The sequence below is a fragment of the Labilibaculum sp. K2S genome (genome assembly GCF_030372765.1).
Classification (GTDB): domain Bacteria; phylum Bacteroidota; class Bacteroidia; order Bacteroidales; family Marinifilaceae; genus Labilibaculum.
In genome coordinates this window covers 177804-197586 of record NZ_JAUCMW010000005.1, presented here as the reverse complement: position 1 = coordinate 197586, position 19783 = coordinate 177804, and the positions used below count along the sequence as shown (strand labels likewise).

Genomic DNA, 19783 nt, shown 5'->3' with positions numbered 1-19783 from the left:
ACCTACTTAACAGTTACAATAACGACTTCTGTTGCTTTTAGATTTTCTGATATTGCTTTTAACCTGATTTCACCATCCTTTTTATCCGATTGAACAAGAACCAAACAATACCCGTTGAAAGCCATACGTTGACTAACTTTATCGCGTTCGTGGCTATTAGGATTGCCGTTGGCTACACCAATTATTTTACCTGGTCCTTCAATCAAGAACTTCACCAGATTGTCGGCTGTTGGCACTACCCTGCCTTTGGCATCTTTAATAGACACCTTTATTATTGCCACATCGCAACCATCAGCTTTTAGGGTGCTAACATCGCTATTTAAAGCAACCTGTTCAGGTGCTTTGGTAGTTGCCACAATATCTTTGGTTACCAGTTTTCCAGCTTTGTAACCACGAGCTTCTAGTTTTCCGGGTTTATATATCAGTGGCCAAATCAGTTTTGTATAAGGAACTGCTTTTTGCTTTCCTATACTTTTGCCATTAAGGAATAATTCAACTTCATCACAATTGGTGTAACAGTGTACTTTGATGCTGTCTCCTTCTTTGCCGGCCCAATTCCAATGTGGAAAAATATGTACAGTCGGAATATCAGTCCAAGCCGATTTGTAAGCATAATAGCCGTCTTTTGGAAATCCACAAACATCCAAAAAACCAAATTGAGAGGATACACTAGGCCACGAAAATGGCGTTGGTTCTCCACGATAATCGAACGCTGTCCAAACAAATAAACCACCTAGATAGGGATACTTAACTATATCAGCCCAATCTTCTCCCGGATAAGGCCCCCAACCGGGTTGCCATAAAATTGAGTTTGAACATAAATGTTTCCACCAACTATTCTCATATTCGCCACGGGTCGAAACAAAGCTTGTCCCTTCGGTACAAAACATAACGCGGTCAGGGTGATTCTCTTTATCTTTTACATACGCCAATTGCTTGTCGCCATAATTATAACCTACAACATCCAGGACATCGCCATACCCTCCCTCATTGCGAGCATGATTCATAGCCGCAGTGACTTTTCGAGCAGGGTCGATCTTGTGGGCTGTATTAACCATTGTTTGCATAATTCGGGCACCCATTACAGTCCCCTGCATTGCTTCTTCATTCTCCAAGCTCCACATGAATATCGAAGGATGGTTGCGATCGCGATAAAGCATGGCAGACAAATCCTTTAATCCTTCTTCACTACTTGACAAGTGGCGGTTTTCATCGAGTACCAGCATACCGATACTATCGCACATATCAAGTACTTCAGGGGTCGGCATGTGATGTGTACATCTATAACCATTGCTTCCCATTTCTTTAAGTACCTTTAATTTGTACCAATTTATTTTATTGGGAAGTGCAACCCCTATGCCTGCAAAATCCTGATGGTTACAAGTTCCTTTTACAGGATAAAGTTTGCCATTAAGAAATACACCATTCTTGTTAATTTCAACAGTTCGCACTCCAAAAGTAGTTTCATAAGCATCTACAATATTGCCATTTTCAACAACTTCGGTAAGTACTTTATACAGGTTTGGTGTTTCGGGCGACCAAAGCAAAGGTTTTTTAATTGCACCTGTTTGAGATACTTCAATCTGATCGAATGGAGAGATTGATAGAGTAGAAGTTTCAGTATCAAACACAAAACCTTTTTTGTCTACTATTTTAGAAACAAGAGTAACGTTTTTAGCAGTTTTGTATTCATTTTTCAATGTTGTTTTAATACTTACATCTGCTTCTGCATCAGAAATCGTGGGCGTGGTAATATATGTACCAAATCTTGCAACATGCAGCCTGTCGGTTTTAACTAGCCATACATGCCTATAAATACCACAGCCTTCGTACCACCAGCCTTCAGGCTGTGTAGCATCCACCTTTACCAAAATCACATTTTTTCCTTCATTGCCATAACGCAAAACATCGCTAAGGTCATAGTTTGATGGCGTATAACCGCTTAAGTGAGTCCCCATAAGATGACCGTTTACCCAAACGGTGCTATTTCTGAATATCCCGTCAAATTCAATGGATATTTTCTTTCCTTTGTCCAATTCAGGTATTTCAAATTCCTTCCTATAAACTCCTACACCGACAGGTAAATATCCACTAGCAGATGGCTGACTTCCCAAATAATCGTCATGAACGAAGTCTCCTTCGATACACCAGTCGTGAGGAAGGTTTACCGTTTTCCAATCGGCCGGTAACATTGATGTGCTACTCCTAAAATTCGTATAGTCGATAACGGTATCTTTCTTCTGAATAATTGGGACATTAATATCAGTTATACCTCCTTGACCGACTCTAACAACAAGCTTCATAGCTATGTCGCCTTTGTGGAACTGCCAGTTGAAATCAAAATTTAGCCTGACTCTTTTTGAAACATTGGTCTGTTGTAAAACCTGAGCGTTTCCTTCAACCAATAAAAACAGTAGAGAAAATATAAAAATTAATACTTGTGATTTTATAAGATTCATATTTATTGAATAGTGATTTTAACCATTTTCAGATCTTTTGAATCTGAACTATTTCCGTAAAAGACCTCATATTCTCCGGGAGTTACCATCATTTTTCGTTGTGTCCAATCGAAAAATTCAAAAGAGGCTGAAGGTAAATCAATGGTTATCGGCTCTGTTCTACCAGCAACTAATTCAATGCGTTTAAATGCCCGTAAGGTTTTAATAGGGCCATCTATGTCATTCACTTTATGGATATACACTTGCAAAACTTCGGCGCCAGTAGTTTTACCAGCATTGATTACCGGTATGGTTATTTTAGTAGCTTCACCAACATTTAGGCTTGATGAACTCAGCTTGGCTTCTCCAATTTTAAAGGTTGTATAGCTTAAACCATAGCCAAAAGGAAAGAGGGCATCATCCATAAAGCGGTATGTACGGCCTTTCATGGAATAATCTTCAAAATCGCCCAGATAATCCGAATTTTTATAGAATGTTACAGGCAACTTACCTGAAGGATTGTAATCGCCAAAAAGAACATCGGCCACAGCCTGACCTCCCGATTGCCCACCATACCAAGCCTGCAATATGGCATCGCAACTTTCGGTTTCGGGCGTTAAGGCCATCGCGGAACCGGAACAATTCACAAATACCACTTTTTTACCTGCTTTTTTAAGAGCCTGAAGGCATTTGCGTTGTGAAGCAGGAAGCTCAATATTGGTGCGGTCTCCTCCTTTAAAGCCATGAAACTCTATCGGCATCTCTTCGCCCTCCAATTTGGGAGATATTCCACCAACAAAAATCACCTCATCTATTCCTTTCAGTTTGTCTATCAATTCGGTATAATTCACCGGAATCTCCCTACCTATATTTAGCTTAAGACTTGCCTCTACCCCATCGTTAACAGCTGAATATTTAACTTCGATCTTGTAGTCTTTCCCTTTTTCAACCTTAAAAGGAAGCCTGATTGGCGCTAATTGCCATAATTCTTTTGAAAACAAGGTTTCGTTGTTTACGATCACATCGCATTTTCCGCCAAATTCCAATCTTAAAACTATTTCCTCCGATTTATTAGCATGGTAAACCGCTTCATATTTTCCAGAGAAACCTTTAAGATTTACTCCACGACTAAATTGATTTTGACCCGCAGCAGTTAACTGTATCGGATTTACAATCTGTTCTTGTGTCACTGCATCGCCCTTAAACTCTTTGTTATTCCAATAGGTAGCTTTCATACCAGCTTTTCCATCAAAGGAGCAATTCTCGAAAAGGCTTTGAGTAATCATGTCTTCTATCAAATCGCAACCTTTGTCGTAGAATATTTTATTTGCAGGAAGTTTTGATTTAACACCTTCTAAAATAGTAGTAATAGCGGATGGAAAACCGTTATAATTGCCCAATAACATAGGTTCATCATCGGCATTTGGCCCAATGACAGCAATTTTCTTTACCGATTTAGACAATGGAAGGATGTTGTTTTTATTTTGGAGTAATGTCATTGACTCCCGAGCCATCATAAGGGCTAATTCCTGATGCTGTTTAGAATCAACTACCGACATGGGGATTTTAGACCATGAAACTAAAGAATCATCGTCCATTTCACCTAAATCGAAACGCCCGACTAAAACGTTTTTTAAATGTTGATCTATTTCCTTCTCAGCTATCAAGCCTCTTTCTACAGCTTCTGGCAATTTAGCATAGTCATAACCCCATCCACACTCTACATCGGTTCCAGCCAAAACGCCTTTTGCTGCTGCATGAATATTATCCGACGAAACTTTATGGCTGCTATGAAAATCACCAATTGCACCACAATCAGATACCACCAGGTATTTAAAACCCCACTCATCACGAAGTATTTTCTGTAGTAAGCGTGTACTTCCGCAACAAGGTTCATCATCCAAGCGTTGATAGGCACACATTACTTCTCGCACATCGGCTTGTTGCACCAACGCTTTGAAGGCGGGCAAATAGGTCTCCCACAAATCACGCTGGTTCACATCGTTAATATTTAACGTATGACGACTCCATTCCGGGCCTGAATGAACTGCAAAATGCTTGGCACATGCCAAAAGTTTTTTGTATCTCGAATCTGCCGGGCCTTGCAAACCATCTACAACAGAAATTCCAATGCGAGAGGTCAAGTAAGGATCCTCGCCATATGTTTCCTGTCCACGACCCCAACGCGGATCACGAAATATATTTACGTTAGGTGTCCAAACAGACAAGCTTCCAAACTTGCTATTTTCCTGTCCGTTACGTCTAGCCTCATGGTATTTGGCACGAAACTCATCTGAAACAGCATTGAAAACATCGTAAACCAGTTTATCGTCAAATGATGCCGCCATGCCTATTGATTGAGGAAAGACTGATACATTATGTCCATACCGGATACCATGCAACCCTTCGCTCCACCAATTGAATTTTCTTATCCCCAAATGAGGAATAGCTTCCGATTCATCACACATCAGCACAGATTTTTCCTGTAATATTAAACGTGATATTAAATCCGCAGCACGTTCTTCTGAGCTTAAATTGTGATTTTGATATGGCAATTGGGCTTTTACGTTCATAACTAGCAAAAACCCTAATGCAATCAAAATTTTTATCTTTATTGTATTCATCTGTTTAAAATTTATTAACACCTATAAATGATTATGGATTTGCAATTGGGGTATATTTTAAATTCTTAAATTTCACTGCACCTTCTCCTATAGAGTAAAGTATATTTTACAAAATCAAGAGCATCCACAGACCCAACATATTTATGCAAGGCATGGGCGACAGGCTCCCGGTTAATCAGGTTGAATATTATTCTCTTCATAATGAATAATTTCTTAATTAATCCTCTAATCTACCCCTATGGTCACTTTTAATTTTCTCAATATTTTTATCATCATGCGGATGATAGTTGGCTCCAACATACAATTCCTGCGCTTCGGAGAAGGGGTTTAAAAAGAAAGTAAATACAATCAACAACATCACTTTTGTACAGGTCTTTCTCATTACATTATCATATTTTACAATTTTTATCATAAGCGACTGTAATCTAGTGACTCCTAAATCCTTTCACCCAGAACACTACACACATGTATACTTCAAATAAACGATAATTCAAATATATCGTATTCCCCAAACTCCCATGGGACTCCATGTTTTACAAAGGGTGTATAAATGTATTATTTCCATTATTTTGATATTTAACAGCAACTCTCAGAGTAAATAGTGTTTGTTTAAATTTGAAACTAACTGCATATTTATTTCTGCTTTAAGGATAAAATTATCAAGGATAAACTGAAGGAATAATCCCACAAAACAAAAAAGCTGACTGATTCTTCTATAAAAAAATTCAGTCAGCCTCAAACTTATTTATACAATTCCGTACTATTAATGAGAATTATAATAATCTAGAGATACATTATTATGTATCATACAACCATCGCTCTTTACTGCTATTAGTTGCACTTGATCAGCAGTAATCTACTAGTCTGTTAGGTTTTAGAAGTCCTTTTTCTTTGGCATATACTGTCTTATAAGTCCATTTAAATTTTCGTTAAAACCTCTTTTCCATGAGTGGTAAGGATGTACAAAAAATAAAAGCATATCGCGAATGGAAGATGCAATAATCAACATGCCTTTTGCTACAAATCAATTTGACAATATTTATCGGTTGTACTTCATTCTTAAATATGATGGTTCCTTTTCAAACGGCTGGAAATATAAAAACGAGCAAATTACCCACATCATAAACCATCAGAAAACCGTACAGTTCACCTTGTTAAAAGGCGGTCACACGGAGTGTGAAACCTATCGGCACACCGTACTAGTTGAGGAGTGTACGAATTATTACTCCTTTAGTGAGTTTGGCGTTGATTATTCGGGGGCTTCTCTTTCTTGTAGTAAAAATGAATAAACTTAATCTGAATCATTCACATTATAAAACCACCTATATTTAAATCGGCCGTAAGAATAAATTTCCTACGGCCGATTGAAGTGTTATTCTTTCATTGCAGATATTGAAAAAACAAAAATGCTCATTACCTGCAACCTTAAAATCATTGCCTTTTAGTTAGCGTTTAGCCCTGCCATAATAGCATCTAGCGTACGCTGGTCTCTAACACCAGTACCTTCCCTATCAAGCAAGCCACCTGTATCCCAAACAAATGGAGCTCCGCCAATAGCTTTACATTCCCTAGTATTAAACGTGTACCAGTCATCAACTGATTGATTGTATTTTTCCATATTTTCCGGAACAAATTTTGAGCTTTCGTTAAACCTTTGGCTACTAAATTCGCCCATTAAACATGGAATACCTTGATCAATATATGCTGTTTTAATGTGTTGATATCCTTCTAATAATTCAGCCTCTTCGCCGTAACCACAATTTCTATCAATTCCCGTACTTTCGGTATAATGATTACCCTCTCCCCAATAAAAACGAACATTATCCCAGCCTCCGTCAGCCTTATCATCATACAACAGAGTAAAACTACTTGGTGTATAATTGTGCCACTCATATACAATACGATCTGCTGTTGGGTCAGTTGGGAATTTATCGGGAGTCGATAAATCAGTATGACCTTGAATGACTAATGTACGATAAGTATTTCGCCCACCTGTAGAACGTACTGCATTGATGAATGATTGATGGTACGACATCAGCACGTCATTCTCCTCAGCATTCTCAACGCTTGGCTCATTAGCACTGGCAAACATTAAATGCTCATCAAAATCGCGCATTTCTGTAGCAATTTGCTCCCAGTAAGCCTTTTGCTTGGCATTAACAGAATCTTGTTTCTGAATTGTACAGTTTTGTTCAAGCCATCCACCGTCCCAATGGATATTCAATAACACATACATATCCCTGTTGACACACCATTGTACCACTTTTTTCACCCTTGCCATATATTCAACGTCAATTTTGGCAGTTTCCTGGTCTGCACGTTGGCCAAAGCCGCCAGGAATGCGAACTGCATTAAACCCACTCGCTTTGATTAAGTCAATAAAAGCTTCAGAAGGATCTGCTTGAGCCCACGTAGTTAACTCAAATGTATTACCAATGTTTATCCCTACTTTTATATTCGCAATTATTTCAGTTGCTGTACTCTCCATTCCTGTTGCATCTGGTGCTTTAGGTGATATATTGTAGGTTTGGAATATCATGCTAGCCTGAGAAACTGTAACTCTGCGTGATTGTCCATTTGTTGAGTTTATAACCAAGATGGTAGAACGGGTAAGTCCAGTATTATTAACTTCTGTTGATAATACAATGGCAGCGGTGTTGATAGCACCGGACGATTGACTTAACTGTAACCATGAGGCAGAATTATTTGCACTCCATGTGTCGTTACAGTCTACTGTTAAAGTCGCCTCTCCGCCTTCTGCTTCAATAACAATTTCTTTCGCTGAAACAGTCAGTACTGGATCCTTTGTATCTGATTTATCACAAGCAGCAAAAGATATAATTGCAACAAGAAAAACGAACAATCTATTATACATTCTGAACTTCATTTTATTGTAATATTTATGAACAATTAATAATAAAGTCTGTCAGGTTATAAAAACCTGACAGATCTTTAAAAAAGGTTACATTAAGTAACTGTTCCAATTTTTAGATATAGTCTTCATTTAAAATATAAACTATCTTTTTGTTACCCTCAAATTATCAAAGGCGCCATCAAAACTTGTTGATGCAGAAGTCTTATAGTTATGTAAATAGACTATCAAACCACTCTTTTCTGATGCCGGGTTTAACAAATCTGAAACTTTAGTTATAGAAGGTCCTTTTCCTTCAACACCATTATCATCCTCATCACGAAATTCCGACAATGGAATTGTTACCGTTTGCCAACCGGATGTAACAAAATCCGCTGTTTTTGTTGAAGTTATTTGCCAAGGTTCTACTCTTGCAACATATTTATACCTTGTACTTGTTTCATCATCTGTAGTTCTTATACAAATAGTACTTCCGTTCCAAGCATTTGGTACATTGATTTCAAATTTTAATGCCCAGTTATTACCTGAATCATCTAAATTCTCTGTCGGCACCCATAAACAATCACCAAAATACATTGAATTTCCAACGGCACCTTCACCCCCGTTTAAAACAGGGCTTTTAAGTTCCAAATACATTCCAAATCCTTCTCCAAAATCAGCATTGTATGGAGGCCAACCAGAATTTGGGTCTGAACTGTTCAGGATGCCTTCTTTCCACCATGTCCAACCAAAATAATCACCCCATTCCATATTTGCTAAAATGCCAACACCACCTGCATTAATAAAGTCAATATCATTCACCATGTAGGCTGTGGTAAAGGTTCCAGCTAATGTTGTAATTTCAACTGATCCGCTTTGTGTCAAAGCTGGCGCAATAAATCCAATCATGGATTCATTTGCTGATACTTCATATGAAGTAATTGGTACACCTGCAAAAACCAGACTTTGAATTGACACAAAGTTATACCCAAATAGATAAACCTGATCTCCTTCGCGAGGAATTTCATAAGAGACACTCGATATTACAGGCGGACCCACAATTTTAATTGGGAAAGTACCTTCACCAATTTTTGTTGTATAAGTAATCGTATTTGCCTTTGAAGCATCAGAACCCGACAAATCTGCGGGCACTTGTACAATTGCACTTGTATCGGTATAAACAACATTCGTTAAATCAGCAAGGATACCCTGGAATGATATTTCAGTGGCATCTTTAAGATTATATCCAATAATATTGATTTGATTCCCTGGGTATAATACATTAACAATTATATCATTGGGTGAATCAGCAGCACTTCTAACATAAGAAATGTATGGTGCTCCTTTTACAGGAATTTCATAAGAACCTATTCCACCTTCACTCACAACCTCAATTTTATTGCGCGCTTCATCAGATACATTTTGAAATTCAATGTTAGGAATTTGAATAACAGCATAATGATCTGTAAGCATTGTTGAATTAATATCAGCACGCACCCCATTAAAATAGGCTACTGTTATTCCAGCAAGGTTTCTACCCTCTAATATCACCCACTGCTCTGCAAGCACAACATCAATAAGGGTGTCATTTGGAGAGGCTTCGTAATTCCTTATTTGTGTTATCACCGGGGCATGCACTATATCTTTTTCACAAGCCGACAGCAGAATCAGAATTGCTGCAAAACAAGTCAGTAATAACCGACGAACGTGTGTATCTATTATCTTTTTCATAAGAAAGTTCTTTTATGTTTTTAAAATGAATATGATACCGGAGGTTCTGATAATTTGGGGTTGGCTGTTATTTCAGAAGACGGTATCGGCAGCTTAAACGAATTGGCAGATGCCGGTGTAATAACCCCAAATGGTTCCCCTGCCGTTGCAACTCCATCACTGCTCAATTTAAAGGTAACCCGCTCCTGATTATTAAGAAAGGCAACTGCTTTTTCAGTATTGTAATAAGACAGGCTCACCAAATCAAACCAGAATTGACCTTCAGCGGCTAGCTCAATTCTTCTTTCTTTCAATAATAGATCACCATCAAGTGTTGTAACTGCATCAACACCTGCTCTTGTACGCACTTTATTAAAATACATTAATGCTTCGACATCCGATGTAGTTGCATTGTTACCAAGAATAGCTTCGGCATATACCAAATACACATCAGAAAGTCGCAATAAAGCATTATGCTCAGCAGAAGAGGTTAAGGTCATGATTGCCAAATTATTATCTTTCTTCGTGCCAATAATATGTTTTTTTAAACCGGCATCTCCTGTGTACGTATACCCTCCGCCTGCGGCATTTAACTCAGGATAATAATCATTTTTATACATATAAGTCGCTTTACGTCTTATGGTATCCTTCTCTGAATATTGAAGAAACATATCGTAGGTAGGTGCGATTCCATACCAACCAGCTTGTCCATCGGCGGAGATTTCAGTACCCCCCGGAGAATATATCTGCAACATATTCCCTTCAAGCCAACTTCCAACACTAGGATCCCATCTTAAAGCAAACAATGCCTCATCATTAAAGTTATTCTCTGTTTTAAACAGGTCTGCATAATTATTCATTAATTCCAAACCACTGTTTATACAAACATTGCCGGCATATAGTTTGGCACTATCTAAAAGTGCCTGATTCCGTTCTCCAGCACTTTCCGGATTTAAACCCGACCATGTTAAATACACTTTAGCCAAAAGTCCTTGTGCAGACCAACTGGTAACCCTTCCTTTCTCCCAATTGGAACCAACAGAAAAAGGCAGATTTTTTGCAGCATAGGTCAAGTCATTAACAACAAACTGGTAAACATCACTCACCTTAATTCGAGAAACCAAAGGAGAACTAATGAGCAGGGTATTATCTTCGATGATAGGAACGTCACCCCATAACACTGCCAGATTGTAATAAGCATATCCTCTTATAAATCTTGCTTCTGCAAGGGCAGCATTCTTTTCTTCTTCCAGAACAGATTCGGGCGTCTTTTCATTAATCGAATTAATGGTTGTATTGCAATGTGCAATTACCTTGTACATTCCACTCCAATTGGATTTTACAGCGCTATTTAACCCCGTAACAGAAAACGTATTAAGCTGTATGGCATCGTCGTTATATCCAAGTACCATATTTCCACTCATCACATCACCTATTGTCAAGTAACTGCTATAAGTCCAATCGGCCCATGGTGTACCTGCATACAATGCAGCGGTAGCCAACTTCAAATCAGAAGCAGTTTGATAAAAATTATCTGTGCTGATCTCAGATAAAGGCGGACGATCCAGAAAATCCTTATTGCATGATGCGAATAATCCGGCAACAGTAAATAATAAGAAAATTATTTTTGAATTTATTTTCATAACGGTATTTTTTTAATTAGACAATGTGATGTTTACTCCAAAAGTAAACCTGCGAGCTTGAGGATAATATCCATTATCAATACCCGCATTTACAGGATCCCATGAACCAACTTCAGGATCCATACCTGAATAGTTCGTGATAATAAAAGCATTTGTCACATTCGCATAAACCCTTAAAGAATTGATATGCGCTCTTTGCAACAGCCCCTGCTTAAAGGTGTAACCCAATGAAATGTTCTTACATCTTACAAAAGACCCATCTTCAATATATTTGTCAGAGAATCTGGCATTTTCATTTGTCTGGTCATTTCGAACTCCTGGAATATCTGTATCTGGATTCGTAACATATACATTATTAATGTCCGTATCGGATCCTTCTGGATCAATTAGTGCAAGTTTCGCATAATTGCCTAATGATTTAAAATATCCATAACTGGTGATTGGATTTTCGGCATTCACACGCAACTGATTAAAAACTTTATTGCCAAGACTGGCTGTGAAAAATAGATTCAAATCAAAATTCTTGTAGGTAAATGAATTATTTAATCCCATTTGTACTTTTGGAGTTGGAGACCCAAGATAAGTTTGGTCATTTTCATCAATGATACCGTCTCCATTAATGTCTTTAAACATGAGATCACCATACCAGATACTACCTGATGCATTAGCAAAAGGCAAAATTTCACCATTTTTAGCCGGTCTGGCATGGGGCTCAATGCCATTTTCCGTATCGCCCAAAACATCAATGGCAGATGCAAAAACGCCATCAACAACATACCCGTAAAAATCACCGATAGATCTTCCTTCAACTGTCTTGCTGTATTGCCCCATAATCGGTGCTCCATCGGCATTGAGTTTTGTAACTTTATTGATATTTCGCGACAGGGTAAAATCTGTTTTCCATATAAAATTCTGTCCTTTGATATTAGTGGAACTTAACCTTATGTCAAAACCTTTGTTTCTCATGGCTCCAACGTTTACCCATGGTGCATCCAATGCTCCCGGATCCCAACCAATAGCTGTTCCTGAGTACATTGGCAAAGAGGTTTGCATAGCGAGACCTTCCGTATTTTTAAGATAAAAATCGAGAGAAAAACTAAGACGCCAGTTAAAAAATGCCCCATCAAGACCAATATTAGAATTGATTGTTTGTTCCCATTCCAAATCTGGATTGGCAATATTTTTGATACGTTGAGCAACACCCGTCAAGCCTGTAGGAACGGTGACAAACGTTGATGTATAGACATAATCCCTACCAGCTTGCCTGTTCGTTAAGCCATAGCCTACACGTAACTTCAACTGATTAATCTTACTTGCATTTATCAAAAAATTCTCTTTGTCAATTTTCCAAGCCAAGGCACCAGAATATGATAAGATCCAGCGATGATCTTCTGCATACATTGAAGCACCGTCTTCACGAATATTACCGGTAAACAGGTATTTATCGTTGATCCCAAAATTTAAACGCCCATAGTACGCCTCTTTAGAGTTGTGTCCTTTATTTCCACTATTTGTTGCCGTAGTAGGATCACCGCCATCAAGTACCTTAACACTAGCTGAGGGGTAATTGGTACGTGACCCTGAGATTTTATGTGATTTATCCAATGATGCTTCATGACCCGCCATAGCTGTTAAACTATAGTTAGAACCAAACTGATGGGAATAGGTAAGATAGTTCTTCAGGGATGTATAAGCGCCTTCACTGAATGAAGAACTTCCATCACTGGTCAATTTTTCCAGATTACCCATTTTGTAACTTGGGTTAAAAGTATCTTCGGAAGCAATACTAAAATTTCCTGAAGCCTCATTCCGTAACACCAAACCTTTGGCAAAGGTAATCTCAGCATAAAGGTTGCCGAAAACCTGTTTTCTATTTGCCTCGTGTGTATTTAATTCTGCGATAGCTCTCGGATTTACTTTTTGCTGCACCCAGCCTACAGTACTGGCAGATCCACCCCAACTACCATCCTCGTTTTGAACTGCTATGTCAGGTGTTTGCTCAAGTGCCGAACGGATTACACTAGAACTGCTACTATTGATGTTCTCATCGATGTTTACCAATTGGAGACTGGTTCCGACTTTCAACCAATTGGTCGTTTTGTTGTCAAGGTTTAAACGTAAGGAGATCCTTTCAAATTCCGAGCCCAAGGCAATCCCTTCCTCGCTCTGATACGATCCAGACAATAAGTACTGAGTTCTAACATCACCACCGCTAACTGTAAGTGTATGTGTAGATGTAGGAGCTTTTCTGAAGAGTTCGTCCTGCCAATCAGTACCCTCTCCTAAATATTGGGGATTGGCAAATTCAGGTCTGGAATCGAAACCCCAACCAATACCGGCATTTCTTTCATTTACAAAGGTTGCAAATTCCCGCAAATTCATAACCGGCAGTTTCTTAGTCAACTCTTGAAAACCGGTAGAGAATTCATATTCAATTTTAGGCGGTGCTATTCGTCCTCTCTTGGTTGTAATAATAATTACTCCATCGGTACCCTTTGATCCATAAATCGCTGTGGCAGATGCATCTTTCAACACATCAATCGATTCGATATCGGAAGGGTTTATACCTGCCAATGGGTTAGATCCACCTCCAACAGTCGCAATACCCTGTAGTTCTACACCATCCAAAACATACAATGGTCCAGAACTTCCAAATCCAGTTGCTCCATGAATCTGCACGGAGACACCACCACCTGGCTGCCCCGATGTTTGTTGAACGACCATACCAGGTATTTTTCCCTGCATGGCCTGTTCAATTGTTACTGGCTGCGATTGGAGGATCTCTTTGCTGCCAACTGAAGATACTGACCCAGTAACATCTTTTCGCTTAACTGAGCCATAACCAATTACAACAACATCATCTAAAAACTGAGATTCATCTTTTAATGTAACGTTAATCACATTTTGTCCTGTAAAAGGAATCTCTTTCGTTTCGAAACCTACAAATGAAAAAACCAAAGTTTTTCCATCTTCAACCTCTAAGCTGTAGGCGCCATTGATATCAGTAATAGTCCCTTGATATGTCCCCTTTATGATGACATTTACACCCGGCAGAGCATCACCATCCGAACTCGACTTTACAACGCCCGATATTGGTATTTTTTGTCCAAAAACAGGCAACACAATTAAATTCATCAGCACAATGGCGAGAAGAACTCTATATTCTCCATTTAACCACATGCGTACTCTAAATTTCAATTTCATAATAACATAGATTTTAGTTTAAAAAACAAGCCTCTTGGTCAATTCAATAAAAATACACCTAACTGTATTTACAAGAGGGTCTTTATGTTTCTCATTTAGGATACTTTCGTATTTAATCCAATGGTATTATTTAAGTTGGGAGTACTATGTGTTTGATAAGGGGTTATAATGTATTAACAACACCATAACACCCATTCGCAATTGCCAACTAAAACTTTCACTACAAGCCATTTAAATACGCTCTTTTCTATTAAGTACTCAAAGTAACTATACAGGGGACATATCATTAAGAGACAATTCCTTGATATCAGGAAGAACTATATATATTGAGTTAATCCTCCGTTTTATTATTTTTTTTAATCTAAAAAATTTACATAAACCATGAGAAATACAACCTTCCTATTTATATGTTGATCAAATAATAAATTAGCAAAAGGAATATAACAACTGTTATTCTCTACAAGCATATTTAAGCTCCATAGTATTGAAATGGTTCAAATAATTATTAACCTGATGATTTATAAATTTAAGTAGGTAAAAATTATTGTTCTCTACCTAAACTTGTCCTCCAGACAGACCAATTCCTTTCAAAAAAATTCAATCCTTGAATTTGTCACATTGGATATCTAAAACTTTAAACATCATATTGTCAACTATGTACAGATCAATATTTATAACAATCCAGTCTATTTTATGATAAAACTTTCAGATCGCGAATAAAACGTATTCCTACTCCAGCTTTATCTGCCAAATCCTGCTGAGTCAGGTTCAGTAATTTTCTTTTGTAAAAACAGATAATGACATGTGCGCGATATTTATTTAGTTAAAATAATATTTACAGGGGTGATTTATACCTTTTCGGGTATAGTTTGGAATTTATCAACAGGAAGTTGATTTATTTTAAAGGCTGTTAGATCTGAAAAAAGACGTTGACAGATTGGTTTTTGTATTTTTATTGAAATTGTTAAGTGTCTCCATGCCAAACGGGCTGTTCTTTTATTCATTCTTAATTTTAACGGGTATTCATGATCTCGCAAAGCTCAGTTATCATTAACTCAAAAGAAACAAAAAATCAAGACTACGGCGCTCTGTGCCTCATTGCGTTTTAAAGTCTGTAAAAACATGATGCTCTCACCTGGAATGAAAGCATCAAGATGTTAAAATCTCTTCCTGCTACAGGTCTGCTTCATCAGCGATCCCCCCTAAATCATCTTCTGACAGCGCTTTTCCTTTTCTCATGTATTCATTAAATGCATCCCAATTATAGGTGTCTTTTTCGTTCCTGTTGATGTGTTTCGCCACATCAAAAAGATAATCCAAACCACATTCTTTAAAAAGGGTAAAAATTCCTTGTTCAGGATTCATTTCGCTGGAAGCAAACACTTCCAGTTTGGCAATGTTCCAATAAGTAATTTCCTCTTTGCTTAAGCCTGATAATTTTTCCAGCTTATCACCTTCGGGAGTACCACGCTGTGTCACGAAAAGAAAAGTGCTGATTACAAGCTTGTCACCCACCGGTCCGGCAATAAAATACCCTAACTTAAAATCTTGGTAACAAATCGGAAACAATACATTTCTACGATAAATCAAAGGCTCTTTATTCCTCATACTAATACCTATGTAAGATTGTCCAACATCTTCTCCAATGGGTTTAATCCGGCTAAAATATCTTATAAGTGCATGATTTTGAATGCAAACCGGAAGTTCTTCCTCATCTCCTTTGTATAGGCCGAATAGCTTAGTTGCCGAAATGCTGACCCAATGAGGTTCATCATTTACACTTTGGCAGCCTATCTGATAAACAATTCTTTTGATCCCATTTATTTTCACTTTACTAACCCGTGGTTCAACGCTACATATCTTTAGGGTATGATACAAGCCATGCACATCATCTTTTCTGTATTCATATGAAGTCTTGAAAGTGTGCATGGTTGTCGTAAATGGATTCGATAAAGCAAGTATCCTGTTGTAATTCCAATACAAATCCGTTATTGGGTTTTCAATTTTAGCAAAATGCCCAAATAATACATCCAAAGCCTTTTTAATTTCAGTACTTCTTGTTTCAGGAACATAGGAGTGCCATGCTATGAACCGCTCAACGGCCACCATAGCAATCACCGAAACCGGCTTTTGTCCTTCTACCAAAACGGATTTTTCCTGCTGGCAAAACAGCTGACAGAAATGGCTGTAGATTCTCATTTTCTCTCTACTGATCTTATGCCCCGCCGTAATTTTCGGCTGCATAAAATGCATGCGAAGCCTGTAAATTTCTTTAATCTCCCGCTGACTTAGTATGCCTAAGGCATCGGCACAGCCAAATATCCGGCACACTTGTTTTATCCGATTAAAATTGACATTTACGGCCGCACTTTCATTGTACTTTACAGCGGGTGTTTTCCTTTTTCCTTTCCTACTCATCCATAGCCTCCCCCAGCAATTCTTCCAGCTCTTCATCGTCTGCTCCTTCATCAAATAGTTCTATTTTCCCCTTATTGATGTATGCGTTTAAAGCTTCCCAATTGTAATTTCTCTGCTCGATACCATGGGTCAATGGATCTACTTTAAATAAATGACTTATTCCAACGTCCTCAAACACGTTTCTCATTTCATGATTCGTTCCCAAATCGGAATAGATGAAATTTTGAAGGCTGCCAATATTCCAATATGTAATTTCTTCTTTACTTAAACCCAATGCTTTTTCGAGTTTCTCACCTTCGGGAGTATAATGATGGGTCAAAAATAAAAATGTCTTAATGATCAATCTATCTTTATTAATTACTCCTAAGAAGTAACCACATTTTTGTCCTATATGGAAATACGGAATCAGGATATTTCCCTTGTAGATTTCAATCTTCAAAGAGTTTTGTAAAGTAAAACTAAGCTGAAAAACAATATCTATATCAGATAGTGGTTTTAATCGCTCCAACAACCGATGATAGGCGTGATTTTGAATACACAGCGGCAGATCCTTTTTATCACCACGGTATACTCCCTGAAGGCTTTTTACAGGTACAAACACCCAATTCAGAGTAAAGCCATAATCCAAATACCCTAACTGAAATACTTTCCTGAGATTACCATTTTCGATATAATTACCGGAACGGCACGGAACAGCCTCTAAAGTTGAAGAATAATGCATCCCGAGTGTTGGATATTCCTTCACATTAAAATCAAACTTCAGATTATATAAGGTTTCGCTAAAAATGTTGGTACTATTGGCAGTAATTGTATAATGATAAATAATTGTCTTAATCGTTTCCTGCAAAGTCCCCAATTTTAACCGCATAGGAGTAAAAGCAATCTGCAAGTGATTTTTTCTTTCACCTTTCACATTGTCAAGTGAGGTTAAAAATTGCAATCCTACAAGAATTTCAAAATTGGTGAGTTCTACTTCCATATCCGGCTGCAGTTTGTAAATAATGTCAGCATAAAAATCCTGCACATATTTCGTAAAGAATTCTAATGCATCTTTTGAAACAGCCTCTTTGTTCTCAAACTTAATAGATCCTACATAAACTCTCTGTCCGAAGGCATTACTTTTTTCATCTTTTGAAAGAAGTTTAAAAGCAGTTTCACAGTCGGTCTGATAACATACCCGTTCTAAAATTTTTAAATATTTTTTTTTAAGTACCGGATTGTTATGAGGACTATTATCCCGCTTTCTTATTTGCGAAGTATTTGTTTTCTTTCTCTTTTTGGACATCGAACATCTGATTTAAAATGCAGGTGTTAAATTAACAATATACCCGCAAATAAAAATAAAAACCCCTTATTTTATATAACAATTTTATTATTATTTGTCAAATGTTATTTAAAGGCTGTCCGATCTTAGCCTCTGACAGGTTGGGTTTAAAGAGATTGAAAATCTCTCAATCGCACCATACTGGAATTGAAAATGCAGGGGCTTATCAATTTGTCGCATCTAATCTCTATCTTCGCAGTCCTGATTTTGTTTGCAAATAGCTGAAATTCGGGATGGCATTCTACTAAAGTTTTCTAATTTTTAATAATGGCATAACCTGATGGGCATATATTCGAAACAGGAGCATCAATTCAATAAACGGCAAAATACAAGAAGCTTATCATCAACTATAAATCACTACATTAAGGCAGATTAGCACATGGATTTCGAAGAAAAAAAATATCAAATTAAAAGATACGATCTATCAGAAGATAAATCGTTAAAGGCCTGGAGTGCTGCAGACGAATATCTTTTGCAGGCGTTTGCTGATTTAGAAAAAAAACCAAATCATTTAGGAATTTATGGTGACCGGTTTGGTTTTTTGGGCTGTTATTTACATTCATTTAACCCGACAGAAGTATTTACTCAAAAAAGTCAGCAAAAAGCCATTGATGCCAATCTAAATGCGCACAATATTCCATTACTTTCTTATTCAGACCCGCTATCGCCTCTTAAAAATGAAATGGATTTCGCTCTGGTAAATGTGCCTAAATCTTTAGAGCTATTTCAGCTTTATCTGGAACAGATTGCAGGCAATTCAAGCGAAGACATTACTGTAATTTGTGCATTTATGACCCGCCATTTTAGTCCTAAATTATTACAGATAGCGCAAGAATATTTCGATGTTTTGGAACAAAGCAGAGCGGTAAAAAAAGCACGCTTATTGGTGCTTACTAAAAAGAAAAACGTCGTTAAAAAAGAACTCATCACCTCACTAAATTACAACAATCAAGACTACAAGCAGTATTGGGGTGTGTTTTCGGCACAACATATTGATTATGCCACACAGTTTTTTTTGGAACATCTTGAAATAGATGATACCGATCGGTGTATTTTGGATTTAGCCTCTGGAAATGGAATTATTGGCAATGAAATATTCAAAGAATTGCCTGATGCTGAAATCCATTTAATGGATGATTCTTACCTGGCTGTTTCTTCAGCAAAATTAAATATCCACGGAGAAAATATACATCATCATTTTAATAATGAGCTAACTATTTTTGATGATGAAAGTTTTGATTTGATTGTGACAAATCCACCCTTTCATTTCGAATTTGAGATAAACATCCAAATTCCCCTTCATCTTTTTAAAGGATGTCTCCGTTGCCTGAAAAAAGGCGGAAATCTTCAGATTGTCGCAAATAAACATTTAAACTATAAAATACATTTGGAGCCTCTGTTCTCGTCGGTTGAGGTTATCGCTGAAGACAAAAAATTCATTGTCTACAAATGCATTAAGTAATTATACCAAAATTGATCTTATAAAATAGTGCTTATAAAATCAAGTCATAACCCTGACAAGAACGACTTGTATACAGTCAGAGCATGACAAGCTGATATTTTAAGCAGGA

The 19783-nt window shown here is 37.5% G+C and carries 11 protein-coding genes; 2 read left to right on the top strand and 9 right to left on the bottom strand.

The window, feature by feature from the left end:
• Nucleotides 1-2: 2 nt before the first annotated feature.
• The 3 genes from galA to QUH73_RS09140 all read right to left on the bottom strand — a co-directional run bounded on the left by galA (nt 3) and on the right by QUH73_RS09140 (nt 5474).
• On the bottom strand, nt 3-2459 hold the full coding sequence (gene galA / locus QUH73_RS09150) for a beta-galactosidase GalA (protein ID WP_289530137.1): 2457 nt from the start codon (nt 2457-2459) through the stop codon (nt 3-5).
• 2 nt (nt 2460-2461) lie between these two features.
• Nucleotides 2462-5062 (bottom strand): xylan 1,4-beta-xylosidase, encoded by a 2601-nt coding sequence (xyl3A, locus tag QUH73_RS09145; protein ID WP_289530136.1) that lies wholly within the window; start codon nt 5060-5062, stop codon nt 2462-2464.
• Between the two features lie 217 nt (nt 5063-5279).
• Complete coding sequence (locus tag QUH73_RS09140; RefSeq protein ID WP_289530135.1) at nt 5280-5474, bottom strand: hypothetical protein; 195 nt, start codon at nt 5472-5474, stop codon at nt 5280-5282.
• 574 nt (nt 5475-6048) lie between these two features.
• Here QUH73_RS09140 and QUH73_RS09130 point away from each other — a divergent pair.
• Nucleotides 6049-6351: a hypothetical protein gene (locus tag QUH73_RS09130; protein WP_289530161.1), complete on the top strand. Its 303-nt coding sequence runs from the start codon at nt 6049-6051 to the stop codon at nt 6349-6351.
• A gap of 152 nt (nt 6352-6503) precedes the next feature.
• On the opposite strand, the gene QUH73_RS09125 is transcribed toward QUH73_RS09130, so the two are convergent.
• From QUH73_RS09125 to QUH73_RS09100, 6 genes are all read right to left on the bottom strand, one after another.
• On the bottom strand, nt 6504-7937 hold the full coding sequence (locus QUH73_RS09125; protein WP_289530134.1) for a cellulase family glycosylhydrolase: 1434 nt from the start codon (nt 7935-7937) through the stop codon (nt 6504-6506).
• Nucleotides 7938-8078: 141 nt separating this feature from the next.
• Entirely contained in the window at nt 8079-9644 is a 1566-nt protein-coding gene (locus tag QUH73_RS09120; RefSeq protein WP_289530133.1) for a glycan-binding surface protein, read from the bottom strand.
• A gap of 20 nt (nt 9645-9664) precedes the next feature.
• A complete protein-coding gene (locus QUH73_RS09115; RefSeq protein ID WP_289530132.1) occupies nt 9665-11266 on the bottom strand; it encodes a RagB/SusD family nutrient uptake outer membrane protein in 1602 nt (533 codons plus the stop codon).
• Between the two features lie 12 nt (nt 11267-11278).
• Nucleotides 11279-14470 carry a SusC/RagA family TonB-linked outer membrane protein gene (locus QUH73_RS09110; protein WP_289530131.1) on the bottom strand — a complete coding sequence of 1064 codons (3192 nt, stop codon included), beginning with the start codon at nt 14468-14470 and terminating at the stop codon, nt 11279-11281.
• Nucleotides 14471-15643: 1173 nt separating this feature from the next.
• Nucleotides 15644-16939, bottom strand: coding sequence for a hypothetical protein (locus QUH73_RS09105; RefSeq protein WP_289530130.1), 1296 nt, complete (start codon nt 16937-16939; stop codon nt 15644-15646).
• Entirely contained in the window at nt 16881-18173 is a 1293-nt protein-coding gene (locus QUH73_RS09100) for a hypothetical protein (protein WP_289530129.1), read from the bottom strand. Before QUH73_RS09100 ends, QUH73_RS09105 begins: the two co-directional genes overlap by 59 nt.
• Before the next feature lie 418 nt (nt 18174-18591).
• Here QUH73_RS09100 and QUH73_RS09095 point away from each other — a divergent pair, with 418 nt between their 5' ends.
• Nucleotides 18592-19674: a class I SAM-dependent methyltransferase gene (locus QUH73_RS09095; protein WP_289530128.1), complete on the top strand. Its 1083-nt coding sequence runs from the start codon at nt 18592-18594 to the stop codon at nt 19672-19674.
• The last annotated feature ends 109 nt before the right edge of the window (nt 19675-19783 follow it).

What these genes read in the sequence shown, in the direction of transcription:
- xyl3A (WP_289530136.1), bottom strand. Translation starts at nt 5,062, where the DNA reads ATGAATACAATAAAGATAAAAATTTTGATTGCATTAGGGTTTTTGCTA.
- QUH73_RS09100 (WP_289530129.1), bottom strand. Translation starts at nt 18,173, where the DNA reads ATGTCCAAAAAGAGAAAGAAAACAAATACTTCGCAAATAAGAAAGCGG.
- QUH73_RS09095 (WP_289530128.1), top strand. Translation starts at nt 18,592, where the DNA reads ATGGATTTCGAAGAAAAAAAATATCAAATTAAAAGATACGATCTATCA.
- QUH73_RS09130 (WP_289530161.1), top strand. Translation starts at nt 6,049, where the DNA reads ATGGAAGATGCAATAATCAACATGCCTTTTGCTACAAATCAATTTGAC.
- QUH73_RS09115 (WP_289530132.1), bottom strand. Translation starts at nt 11,266, where the DNA reads ATGAAAATAAATTCAAAAATAATTTTCTTATTATTTACTGTTGCCGGA.
- QUH73_RS09140 (WP_289530135.1), bottom strand. Translation starts at nt 5,474, where the DNA reads ATGATAAAAATTGTAAAATATGATAATGTAATGAGAAAGACCTGTACA.
- QUH73_RS09105 (WP_289530130.1), bottom strand. Translation starts at nt 16,939, where the DNA reads ATGAAGGAGCAGACGATGAAGAGCTGGAAGAATTGCTGGGGGAGGCTA.
- QUH73_RS09125 (WP_289530134.1), bottom strand. Translation starts at nt 7,937, where the DNA reads ATGTATAATAGATTGTTCGTTTTTCTTGTTGCAATTATATCTTTTGCT.
- galA (WP_289530137.1), bottom strand. Translation starts at nt 2,459, where the DNA reads ATGAATCTTATAAAATCACAAGTATTAATTTTTATATTTTCTCTACTG.
- QUH73_RS09120 (WP_289530133.1), bottom strand. Translation starts at nt 9,644, where the DNA reads ATGAAAAAGATAATAGATACACACGTTCGTCGGTTATTACTGACTTGT.
- QUH73_RS09110 (WP_289530131.1), bottom strand. Translation starts at nt 14,470, where the DNA reads ATGAAATTGAAATTTAGAGTACGCATGTGGTTAAATGGAGAATATAGA.